Annotated in this window: 8 protein-coding genes; 1 reads left to right on the top strand and 7 read right to left on the bottom strand. The window is 43.5% G+C overall.

Annotation, left to right across the window (positions count from 1 at the left end; all coding sequences use genetic code 11):
* Nucleotides 1-12: 12 nt before the first annotated feature.
* The 4 genes from P7J36_RS02300 to P7J36_RS02285 are packed head-to-tail and all read right to left on the bottom strand — an operon-like array spanning nucleotide 13 to nucleotide 2935.
* On the bottom strand, nucleotides 13-1368 hold the full coding sequence (locus tag P7J36_RS02300; RefSeq protein ID WP_398582460.1) for a PTS sugar transporter subunit IIC: 1356 nt from the start codon (nucleotides 1366-1368) through the stop codon (nucleotides 13-15).
* On the bottom strand, nucleotides 1368-1709 hold the full coding sequence (locus P7J36_RS02295) for a PTS sugar transporter subunit IIA (protein WP_029173982.1): 342 nt from the start codon (nucleotides 1707-1709) through the stop codon (nucleotides 1368-1370). The genes P7J36_RS02300 and P7J36_RS02295 overlap by 1 nt, the downstream gene beginning before the upstream one ends.
* 3 nt (nucleotides 1710-1712) lie before the next feature.
* On the bottom strand, nucleotides 1713-2033 hold the full coding sequence (locus P7J36_RS02290; protein WP_408551228.1) for a PTS sugar transporter subunit IIB: 321 nt from the start codon (nucleotides 2031-2033) through the stop codon (nucleotides 1713-1715).
* 8 nt (nucleotides 2034-2041) lie between these two features.
* Entirely contained in the window at nucleotides 2042-2935 is an 894-nt protein-coding gene (locus P7J36_RS02285) for a DUF7916 family protein (protein WP_408551170.1), read from the bottom strand.
* A gap of 173 nt (nucleotides 2936-3108) precedes the next feature.
* Here P7J36_RS02285 and P7J36_RS02280 point away from each other — a divergent pair, with 173 nt between their 5' ends.
* On the top strand, nucleotides 3109-4293 hold the full coding sequence (locus P7J36_RS02280) for an ROK family transcriptional regulator (RefSeq protein ID WP_408551169.1): 1185 nt from the start codon (nucleotides 3109-3111) through the stop codon (nucleotides 4291-4293).
* A gap of 24 nt (nucleotides 4294-4317) precedes the next feature.
* Here P7J36_RS02280 and P7J36_RS02275 read toward each other — a convergent pair whose 3' ends face one another.
* The 3 genes from P7J36_RS02275 to rpoB form a co-directional block, all read right to left on the bottom strand.
* On the bottom strand, nucleotides 4318-4680 hold the full coding sequence (locus P7J36_RS02275) for a DUF1033 family protein (protein ID WP_408551168.1): 363 nt from the start codon (nucleotides 4678-4680) through the stop codon (nucleotides 4318-4320).
* Between the two features lie 151 nt (nucleotides 4681-4831).
* Complete coding sequence (gene rpoC / locus P7J36_RS02270) at nucleotides 4832-8479, bottom strand: DNA-directed RNA polymerase subunit beta' (protein WP_408551167.1); 3648 nt, start codon at nucleotides 8477-8479, stop codon at nucleotides 4832-4834.
* 155 nt (nucleotides 8480-8634) lie between these two features.
* On the bottom strand, nucleotides 8635-12207 hold the full coding sequence (gene rpoB / locus P7J36_RS02265) for a DNA-directed RNA polymerase subunit beta (protein ID WP_408551166.1): 3573 nt from the start codon (nucleotides 12205-12207) through the stop codon (nucleotides 8635-8637).
* Nucleotides 12208-12650 lie beyond the last annotated feature (443 nt).

The raw sequence follows: 12650 nt of genomic DNA, 5'->3' as shown, positions 1-12650 counted from the left end.
TTTTTCTTGTTATTATAATTCTACTTGCTTGTCTGCCATTTTTACAAATGGAATATAGGTTAGTGTCCCTATTGCCAAACAAACAACTGAAAGAATAATCGAACGCCAATCGAATGCTGTCGAGAAGAATCCATACAATATCGGAGGCATAACCCAAGTAACATTTTGAGTTACAGGGGCAACCAAGCCCCAAGCTGACGCAAGATAAGCAACCGCTGTCATCAAACATGGTCCTAGAAGATATGGAATAAACATAATCGGGTTCAGAACAATAGGGAGACCGTAGTTAACCGGCTCACCGATATTAAAGAGAACAGGACCAAGACCCAACTTCGCAACTTCTCTATAATGCTTGTTTTTAGATACAATAAAGATTGCCAAGACCAGTGCCAGCCCATCAAACCAGACATAAGCTCCAAACGAGCCGCTGTTCCAGAAATATGGAATGGCCTCTCCCGCTTGATAGGCTTCTAGGTTCGCAAGCATGGCTACCCCAAACAAACCCTCCATGACAGGTGCCAATACATTTCCTCCATGAAGCCCAAAGAACCAGAACAACTTGTTCAGCAGTACAATCAGAATCACTGCGAAGAAACTTTGTGATAAGCCTAGGAGAGGCACTTGTAACACCTTGTAAACCCATTCAATAAAGGTATCTTGACTCAACAAATTGAAGACATAAGTGAAAATCCCCACGGTATACATAGCTAGGAAACCAGGAATAATGGACATAAAGGGCTTGACAATACCTGGCGGAACAGAATCTGGCAATTTGATGACCCACTCTTTGTTCATGGCTTTACAGAAAACAATTGAGGCTACAAAACCAATGAAGATTGCTGTGAAATATCCTCTTGCATTAATCTGTGCACCAGATAGGACACCGCCAATGGTAACTGTTAAATCTGACCCCGATACTTCTAAGCCCGCCACTCCTTCTACGATACTTGCTAAATCAACATCTCCAAGATTTTCTAACGTAAAGGTCTTGGTAATGGAATTGCCAATCGAAATAACAAAGGATGCTAAAGCCACCAAACCTGCTGAGGTAGTATCTGTTTTGTAAATTTTAGCAATATTTACACCTAAACAAAAGATAAAGAGTAAGGAAACAATGGGGATACTTCCCTTAAACACCAACCAGTTGATATCTACCAACCACTGGAACATCTCTGTAATTTGAGGCATCCCAAACTGGTCTGGTAGGTCAACTAAAAAGGCATTGATCAGTAAAGCAATAGAACCTGTCATAATAACAGGCATGGTTCCCACAAACGAGTCCCTAAGTGCCACTAAAAACTTCTGATTTCCAATCTTGGCTGCAATTGGTGTCAGTTTTTCCTGCAATCGATCCAAACTATTTTTCATCAGTCTGTCCTTTCTTTTTTATTGTTTTCTACAATTTCCTTCCGCAGAGCAATAATTTCCTTTGCTAAGTCAACAAAGCAGATGCTGGTCATCAGATGGTCTTGACCATGAATCATCAGCAAACCAGTCTTCATTTCCTGACCCGACGCCTCTTGACTCAACAAGCTTGTCTGTACCTTGTGAGCTTGCAATAAAGCCTGTTCTGCTTGGGCAATTCGGGACTGAGCTACTGTAAAATCTTCCTCTTTTGCAGCAGTTATCGCCTCAAAAGCACAACTTTTTGCCTCCCCACCATAGGCAATCAATGACATAATAACTTCTAATTCTGTTTCCTGATACATCTTTTATCCTCCCATTAAGGATTCCGCAGTTTCCAGAACCTTATCACCTCGCATCATTCCATAGTCAGTCATAGAAATCGCCACGACTGGAATCCCTAAAGGAGCTAGTTTTGCTTCGAATTCTGCTAACATATACCGCACTTGTGGTCCTAACATGAGAATATCTACTGTTTTATCGGCAAGAATTTCTTCTGCTTCCATGGCAGATACGGCAAAAATTTCCCGTTCTAAATCGGCTGCTGTTGCCGCTTGTTGCATTTTAGTCACCAAAAGACTAGTACTCATACCCGCTGCACAGACTAGCATAATTGTCTTTTTCACTATCGTTCTCCTTATCGTTTGATTGAACGAGCCATACGCGATACGGTATGCCGAATACCTCTAATCGCCTTGCTCAGGGCATAAATATTTTCAACCGGAGCTAGACCACCATAGCCTGCATCGCCTATATGTTGTATGTCCACTCCACACATTTTATTTTGAAGAGCAATCGTCTTAATCGTATCAGGATCCGAACTTTCCTGACTGGTTCCGATGGCACTCATTGCCAAACCTCCCTGCTGATGAACACGCTCTACAATCATCCGCATATCTGCTTCAGATAGGGAAGGAACCGTACCGACAGCTGGAATAAGAATAATATCTGCCCCAGCAGCTAAAAACTCGTCTGCCAAGTCTGGCGTCATCAAAGTTTCACCAATACCCGCTCCATGCATTTTCCCTGCAATAATAAGCCCTGAGAAAATTTGCCTTGCTTCTACCAATATCTCTCTAATGGTCTGGTTGCTGACACCTGAACCTGGATTACCTGTTAGACAGATAAAATCAAAGCCCAACTCCTCAGCCCTTTGAAGGCTTTCTACTGTTGCCTGACGCCCCTTCACGAGACCATTGTTTTTTAAGCTCTCATAACTTGCATCTACTGGTTCTAAATTGACCCCAATAGGACAGGCAACCAAGGAGCGTAAGTCTGCTACAAATGTATCTGTTACAGTTCCCATTCCACTAACAAAAGGGGAAAACACATCAACTCCATTCAGCAAGATAAGATCTGCACCAAAAGCTCTAGCAATCTCTGCATTGGTTAAGTCATCAACGAATGCTTCGCGAAACGCTACATTTTCCGATAATACTACTCTCCCTTCACTTTCCAAGATACTCTGTTTTAATTCTTTAGCAGACATCTTGACAATCTCCGAAGGATTAGCACTAATCAACCGTGTCATTTAATCTCCTCCTTTAATTACAATTTGAAATCAATTACTACTTTTATTTCCTTTTATTTGTTTTATTTGATTATATTTTATAATTTTATGAAAAGATTGTCAATACATTTGCTATTTTTTTGATAATTTTTTATAATCAATTTGCATCATGTAGTTAAGGAGTTATTTTTTATATGCACTCAAAAAATCAATTAAAACTCCGTTCAAAAATTTTAGAACAAATTTATGTCCAGGGGCCAATCTCCCGTATTGACATCGCTAAAAATACTTCCATTACACCTGCTACAACCAGCAGTATTACGGCTGACTTAATACAAGAAGGTTACATCAGGGAAATTGGCGAAGAAGAGACTTCGATTATCAAAGCGGGACGGAAAAAAATCCTTCTACGGATTGAAGAAGATAAAGCGTGCCTCATTGGCGTTGAACTCTCTGAAAAATACTTGTCTATCGTGGCAACAGATAGCAAAGGAAATCTTCTGAGGGAACAGACTGCTACCTTATCAAATAAAAAGATAAGAGAAGAAGGAAGCCAACTAATCCTCGACCTCCTTCTCCCTTTTATTGATTCCCTACCAGAAAAAGCAAAGCTAACCGCAATTGGTATGGGCTTGCCAGGGCGTTATCTTAATGATTTCCGCATCACAACAGACAATCCTCTCTGGCAACATTTTAACTTAAAAGTAGTAGCTGATGCCCTTCCCTATCCTATTTATTTTTCAAACAATGTGAATTGCATGAGTTTAGCCCAGCGCCTATTCTTCAATCAAGGAAAAGACCTTAATTTTGTCTTCTTTCATTTTGGAAGAGGCATGCATTGCTCCTACATGTACAATGGAGCTATCTATGGCAAGCATAATAGTATTATTGGAGAAATCGGCCATACTGTTGTGCAGCCAGATGGCGAACTGTGTTCCTGTGGTAAACGCGGTTGTCTCCAAACCTACGCCGGGGAAACTTGGCTTATCAGAAAAGCTCAACTTTTGTATCAAAACGCAGACCAGAGTTTATTACCAAATCTTGTTCAGGATCCAGAAGACATTCGTTTAGAAACCTTATTAACAGCTTATGAACTAGGGGATGCGGCTACTATACACCTACTCAATACCGCCTTAAAATATCTCGCACAGTCTATTTTAAACCTTAATATGCTCATTGATAGTCAGGTTATTTATCTACACAGCCCCCTCCTTCTGAATGAACAATTGGTAAACCTACTCAAACACCTTATCCACTTAGAACCAAAGGTATTAGCTACCCAAGAAACGCCCCCTGTCCACATTGTCCCGTATAGTGTTCTAACAGGCGCACGGGCCGCGACTGCCCTAGCTCTATATAAGGGATTGCTAGAATATTAACTGTTGCTATGCAAAAAGCTCGGATTAACCGAGCTTTTCTTTGTTTCTAATCTTACACGAACGAACTTTAGCCTGGAGGGACTGCTTGATAAAACCAGCAGGTAAATTTTCTCTCGCTTCTACCAACATCAGCGAATGATACCGCTGCAAATATTCATCGCATTCCTCACACCAATGCTGGTCTGATTCGTCCCAAAAAGCCACCATTGTGCCATTTTTACTCTGCTTTTTAGGGAACTTTTCTGACAACCGTACCCATTCTTTTTGAAAGGCAATATAGGCATCTTCATAACGGTCAAAGGCTACCTTACTAACAATATCTTCTTCCCAACCGTCTAAAAACCACCAGGGTTCAAAATCTCCATACATTCTAATAACTTGATACATAACACATACTTCCTTTTTCGTACACATTATATCGAAATCATCTGATTTAAGAAAACATTCTGCTTGTTAATTCCTTATCAAGTAATGTATGCGCTTCATTTCCGAATATCAAAAAGCACATCCCTAGAAAAGAGAGATGTGCCATCTTAATTTATTCAGTTACAGCTTCAAGCTCTGCTTCTGCTGCAAGCTCTTCTGCTACTGTGTCTTCAATGATTTCAACTTCATTGATGGCTTGTGGTTCAAGATTACGGTAGCGGGCCATACCTGTACCTGCTGGGATAATCTTACCGATAATAACGTTCTCTTTAAGACCGAGAAGGTTGTCACGTTTACCACGGATAGCAGCATCTGTAAGGACACGAGTTGTTTCCTGGAAGGATGCAGCAGACAAGAATGAGTTGGTTTCAAGGGAAGCCTTAGTGATACCCATAAGAACTGGACGAGCTGTTGCCGGAATGCCACCTGCAATAACTACTTCCGCATTGGCATCTGTAAAGTCTGTAATATCCATGAGGGTACCCATGAGAAGATCTGTGTCACCTGGATCCATGACACGAACTTTACGAAGCATTTGACGAACCATTACCTCGATGTGCTTGTCGCCGATTTCTACACCCTGGCTACGGTAAACTTTTTGAACTTCAGAAAGAAGATAAGTTTCAACCGCCAAGACATCACGGACTTCAAGCAAGCGTTTTGGTTGGATGGAACCTTCAGTCAGGGCTGCTCCACGTGCAACTTGGTCACCAACTTCAACCTTCATACGGGCTGTAAATGGTACCACGTATTCGCCTTCGCCAGTTACACCCTTAACAAAGACTTTCTTGGTACGAGTAGAAGCATCTTCTTCAATAGCGATAACTTCCCCTTTGACCTCAGTGATAACCGCTTCCCCTTTCGGATTGCGAGCTTCAAAGATCTCTTGGACACGAGGAAGACCCTGCGTGATATCGCTGTTTGAGGCTACACCACCCGTGTGGAAGGTACGCATTGTAAGCTGTGTACCAGGCTCACCGATAGATTGGGCAGCGATTGTACCAACTGCTTCACCCACTTCAACCGCATCACCTGTTGCCAAGTTGATACCGTAACAATGACGGCAGACACCGTGACGGGTGTTACATGTAAATACGCTACGGATGGTTACTTGTTCAACACCTGCATTGACGATTTCACGGGCAATATCTTCCGTAATCAATTGGTTTGGACCAATGATAACGGCACCCGTTTCAGGATGTTTAACAGTTTTCTTAGTGTAACGACCTTGCAAACGCTCTTCAAGTGGCTCGATCATTTCCTTGCCATCTGTGATGGAACGGATGTCTAGACCACGGTCTGTTCCACAGTCGTCTTCACGGATAATAACGTCTTGGGCAACGTCAACCAAACGACGAGTCAGATAACCTGAGTCGGCTGTCTTCAAGGCCGTATCCGTCATACCCTTACGGGCACCGTGAGTTGAGAAGAACATTTCCAATACAGAAAGACCTTCACGGAAGTTAGACAAGATAGGCAATTCCATGATACGTCCGTTCGGAGCTGACATCAGACCACGCATACCGGCCAACTGGGAGAAGTTGGAAATGTTACCACGGGCACCAGAGTCCATCATCATAACGATTGGGTTCTTCGGATCTTGTTTTTCAACCAGACGTTTTTCCAATTTTTCCTTAGCTGAACGCCATTCATCTGTAACAGCTGCATAACGCTCATCGTCAGTAATCATACCACGACGGAATTGTTTCTTGATTTGTTCTACACGTTCGTGAGATTCTTCAATGATTTCAGCCTTGTTGTCGATGACCGGAATATCGGCAATACCCACTGTCAAACCAGCAAGTGTTGAGTGATAGTAACCCAAGTCTTTCAAACGGTCTAGTAGGGCTGATGTTTCAGTTGTACGGAAACGCTTGAAGATTTCAGCAATGATGTTACCAAGATTCTTCTTCTTGAATGGTGGGTTGATTGGCAATTCTGCAATGGCAGCCTTGATATCTGAACCTGGTTCCAAGAAGTATTTATCTGGAGTTCCTTCTGTCAAGTTAGCATTATTTGGCTCTTGCAAGTATGGGAGACCTTCAGGCATGATCGCGTTGAAGAAGATTTTACCAACAGTTGTCATCATGACCTTGTGTTTTTGGTTGTCTTTCCAAGGCTTGTCCAGGCTATCTGTTGCAATACCAACACGGGTATGCAAGTGAACATAGCCGTTGCGGTAAGCCATAACAGCCTCATCCGCATCCTTGAAGACCATACCTTCACCTTCACGACCAGCATCTTCCATGGTCAAGTAGTAGTTCCCCAAAACCATATCCTGAGATGGTGTTACGACTGGTTTACCATCTTTAGGGTTAAGGATGTGTTCTGCCGCAAGCATAAGGATACGTGCTTCTGCTTGTGCTTCTTCTGACAATGGAACGTGAATCGCCATCTGGTCACCGTCGAAGTCGGCGTTGTAGGCTTCACAGACAAGCGGGTGCAAACGAAGGGCTTTACCGTCGATCAGAACTGGCTCAAAGGCCTGGATACCCAAACGGTGAAGGGTAGGTGCGCGGTTCAAAAGAACTGGGTGTTCTTTGATCACTTCTTCCAAGATGTCCCAAATGCGATCATCACCACGTTCAATCAAACGTTTCGCGGCTTTGACGTTACCAGCAATATCACGGGCAACGATTTCGCGCATGACAAACGGTTTGAAGAGCTCGATAGCCATTTCGCGTGGCACACCACATTGGTACATTTTAAGCGTTGGACCAACGGCGATAACGGAACGTCCTGAGAAGTCAACACGCTTACCAAGCAAGTTTTGACGGAAACGTCCTTGCTTACCTTTAAGCATGTGGCTGAGTGATTTAAGTGGACGGCTACCTGGTCCAGTGATTGGACGACCACGGCGACCGTTGTCAATCAAAGCATCCACAGCTTCTTGGAGCATACGTTTTTCGTTTTGTACGATAATCCCTGGGGCATTAAGTTCCAAGAGACGAGCCAAACGGTTGTTACGGTTGATTACACGGCGATAGAGTTCGTTCAAGTCAGATGCGGCAAAACGGCCACCATCCAACTGAACCATTGGACGCAAATCTGGCGGAATAACTGGAAGGATATTGAGAATCATCCATTCTGGCTTGTTACCAGATTTGTAGAAGGCATCCAATACATCCAAGCGACGAACTGCTTTAATGCGTTTTTGACCAGAAGCTGTTTTCAATTCTTCTTTCAAAGCTGCGATTTCTTTTGGAAGATCGACTTGCTTCAAGAGGTCTTGAATCGCTTCTGCCCCCATTTTGGCAACGAATGAACCATAGCCGAATTCACGCAAACGCTCGCGGTATTCGCGCTCTGTCATGATAGACTTGTGCTCAAGCGGTGTATCTTTCGGATCAATCACCACATAAGCTGCGAAGTAAATAACTTCTTCAAGCGCACGTGGGCTCATATCCAAGGTCAAGCCCATACGGCTTGGAATACCTTTGAAATACCAGATGTGTGAGATTGGAGCTTTCAACTCAATATGGCCCATACGCTCACGGCGGACTTTTGCACGAGTTACTTCCACACCACAGCGGTCACAAGTGATCCCTTTATAACGGATACGCTTGTATTTACCACATGAACACTCCCAGTCTTTTGTTGGACCAAAGATCACTTCATCAAAAAGTCCATCACGTTCTGGTTTTAGTGTACGATAGTTGATTGTTTCAGGTTTTTTAACCTCACCGTAAGACCATGAACGAACCTTACTTGGTGAAGCTAACGTGATTTGCATACTTTTAAATCGATTTACGTCAACCACTAATAATCCCTTTCTTTTCTTGTGAGAGGTGGATGAGTCACACCTCGGATTCTTGAATAACCGACAAAGTTGCTAGACTGACTAGCACCAGACAGACTAGGCGATCCCAGTTGATACAAAATCAAGCAAGGACCTCCCCCTAGTCTCCTATCTGATTATTCTTTGTCTTCTGCTTCTTCTGCTGCAAAGGCTGCCGCTGCGTCAGCTGCTGCTTTTGCACGTGCTTTTTCAAGATCATCTACGTGGATGATATCATCATCTTCACCTTCATCAAGGTCACGCAATTCTACTTCGTTATCATCTTCATCAAGGACACGCATATCCAAACCAAGTGATTGCAATTCTTTGACAAGAACGCGGAATGATTCTGGAACACCTGGTTTTGGAATTGGTTTACCTTTTGTGATGGCTTCATAGGCTTTCAGACGACCTGTCACATCATCTGACTTGTAAGTCAAGATTTCTTGAAGGACGTTTGAAGCACCGTAGGCTTCAAGGGCCCAAACCTCCATCTCACCGAAACGCTGACCACCAAACTGAGCCTTACCTCCGAGTGGCTGTTGGGTAACGAGTGAGTATGGTCCGACTGAACGGGCATGAAGTTTATCATCAACCATGTGGTGAAGCTTGATCATGTACATGACACCGACAGACACACGGTTATCAAATGGCTCACCGGTACGTCCATCGTAAAGAATGGTCTTGGCATCTGAATCCATACCCGCTTCTTTAACGGTTGACCAAAGATCTTCTGAACTTGCACCATCGAAAACTGGTGTTGCAATATGGATACCCAAGTTACGAGCCGCCATACCCAAGTGGAGTTCCATAACCTGACCGATGTTCATACGAGATGGCACCCCGAGTGGGTTCAACATGATATCAACTGGCGTTCCATCTGGAAGATATGGCATATCTTCAACCGGTACAATACGTGAAACGACACCCTTGTTACCGTGACGACCGGCCATCTTATCTCCGACCTTGATCTTACGTTTTTGAGCGATGTAGACACGAACCAGCATGTTAACACCTGATTGCAATTCATCACCGTTGGCACGAGTAAAGATTTTCACATCACGAACGACACCATCGGCACCGTGAGGTACACGAAGAGAGGTGTCACGCACTTCACGTGACTTGTCACCGAAGATTGCATGCAAGAGGCGCTCTTCAGCAGAAAGATCTTTTTCACCCTTAGGTGTGACCTTACCAACAAGAATATCGCCTTCTTTAACTTCCGCACCGATACGTATGATACCCATTTCATCCAACTGACGAAGGGCATCCTCACCAACGTTTGGAATTTCGCGTGTGATTTCTTCAGGGCCTAACTTGGTATCGCGGGTTTCTGATTCGTATTCTTCCAAGTGAACAGATGTATAGACATCTTCTTTCACCAGACGCTCAGACATGATAACCGCATCCTCGAAGTTATAACCTTCCCACGTCATGTAGGCAACGATAGGGTTTTGACCAAGAGCCATTTCCCCACGTTCCATAGAAGGGCCATCTGCGATAAAGTCACCTTTTTCAACGACATCACCCAATTTCACAAGGGTACGTTGGTTGTAGGCTGTACCTGAGTTTGAACGACGGAATTTCTGAATGCTGTAAATATCCAAGGAACCATCTTCACGACGAACTTCAACCTTATCCGCATCTGCGTAAACAACCTTACCATCATGTTGGGCAATAACTGCCGCACCTGAGTCATGGGCAGCCTGGTATTCCATACCCGTACCAACGTAAGGTGCTTTCGGATCAATCAATGGAACAGCCTGACGTTGCATGTTGGCACCCATGAGGGCACGGTTGGAGTCATCGTTTTCCAAGAAAGGAATACATGCTGTCGCAACGGCAACTACCTGCTTAGGAGAAACATCCATGAAGTCTGCTGAATCTGCTGGGAACTCTTGGTTATTACCTTGGTGACGTCCCATAACAATCTTATCAACGAAACGGTTGTTTTCATCAAGTGGTGAAGTTGATTGTGCTACGATGTAGGCATCTTCTTCATCGGCTGTCAACCAAACGATTTCGTTGGTTACTGTACCTGTTGCACGGTCAATCTTGCGGTATGGTGTTTGAATGAAACCATACTTGTTGAGGTGTCCATAGGTTGACAAGTTATTGATCAAACCGATGTTTGGTCCCTCAGGCGTTTCAATCGGACACATACGACCATAGTGAGTGTAGTGCACGTCTCGAACTTCATAGCCCGCACGGTCACGGGTCAAACCACCAGGTCCCAAGGCTGACAAACGGCGTTTGTTAGACAACTCAGAAAGTGGGTTGTGTTGGTCCATGAACACTGACAACTGAGATGAACCAAAGAATTCTTTGATTGCGGCTGTAACAGGACGGATATTGATGATTTGTTTTGGCGTCAATACTTCATTGTCTTGAACAGACATACGCTCACGCAAGTTACGTTCCATACGAGTCAAACCGATACGTACTTGGTTGGCAAGCAATTCACCAACGGCACGGATACGACGGTTACCCAAGTGGTCAATATCGTCAACGCGACCAAGACCCTCAGCCAAGTTGAGGAAGTAGCTCATCTCTGCCAAGATGTCCGCAGGTGTTACTGTACGTACGTTTTCCGCCGGATTAGCATTACCAATCACAGTGACTACACGATCTGGATCTTTTGGTGCAACAATCTTGAATTTCTGCAAAAGAACTGGCTCAGTTAAAACAGCGGAATCATTTGGAATATATTCCACCAAGTTGAGCTCGTCAAACTGATCTTCAATACGGTCCAAAACATCACGGCTCAAGACTGTACCTGCTTCCAAGACGATTTCGCCTGTTTCACCGTTAATCACATGCTCAGCAAGTGTTTGGTTGAGCAAACGAGTACGGAGGTTGAGTTTTTTATTAATCTTGTAACGACCAACAGGTGCTAGGTCGTAACGACGTGGGTCAAAGAAACGAGCTGTCAAAAGGCTACGAGAGCTTTCAGCTGTCTTTGGTTCTCCTGGACGAAGACGCTCATAGATTTCCTTGAGGGCTTCATCTGTACGTGAATCCGCTGGATTTTTATGAATATCTTTCTCAATAGTGTTGCGAACCAATTCGCTATCACCGAAGATATCAAAGATTTCATCGTCACCTGAGAAACCAAGAGCACGCACAAGCGTTGTGAACGGAATCTTACGCGTACGGTCGATACGAGTATAGGCAATATCCTTAGAATCAGTTTCCAATTCTAACCAAGCTCCACGGTTAGGGATAACCGTTGAACCATAACCTACTTTACCGTTCTTATCTACTTTGTCATTAAAGTAAACACCCGGTGAACGCACCAACTGAGAAACGATGATACGCTCTGCACCGTTGATGATGAAGGTACCCATTTCAGTCATGATTGGGAATTCGCCAAAGAAAACTTCCTGGGTCTTGATTTCACCCGTTTCCTTGTTGACCAAGCGGAATGTCACATAGATAGGCGCAGAATAGTTGGCATCGTGCGAACGTGCCTCTTCCAAAGTGTATTTTGGAGTCTTCAATTCGTAGCCAACAAATTCCAATTCCATGGTATCTGTGAAGTTTGATACTGGAAGTACATCTTCAAAGACTTCCTTCAAACCAGAATCCAAGAAATCTTTGAAAGAATCTGTCTGGATTTCGATCAAATTTGGTAAATCAAGAACTTCCTTGATTCTTGAAAAACTACGACGGGTACGGTGCTTACCGTACTGAACTTCATGTCCTGCCAAAAGTTTTCTCCTTTGTAATAAGATACTAAGCCGTAAGCAACTCAAAGAAAAATAGGAAACACGACGACGGAGGCAAGCCTCCGAGGAGGTGTTTATCTTTTTTCACAGAGTTGTAAGCGAGTTCAATTATCAGCCAATAAGCTGGCTCCATTCATCCTTTTTCTGAATATTTAGAATCTTTAAGAATACATTACAATTCCTAAAAATCCATCAAATAGACACAAAAAGAGCAGCTAAATCTTCCTTTGAAAAGTGTGATTTAACTGCTGCAAGTCTTGTTTGGACAAGATTTCAAACAAGACAGACGACAAATAATTTACACTATTATAGCACAAGTACTAGGAAAAATCAAGGTGAATCATTATTCAAATCATTCCCGTAGTTCGTATTTTATCCAATTTGTTATCATCCAAAAGAAGATTCTAACGACTTTCCTTATCTCA

Source organism: Streptococcus suis, from assembly GCF_046032115.1.
In the GTDB taxonomy this organism is placed as follows: Bacteria; Bacillota; Bacilli; order Lactobacillales; family Streptococcaceae; genus Streptococcus; species Streptococcus suis_AJ.
This window is presented reverse-complemented; position numbering and strand designations above follow the sequence as displayed.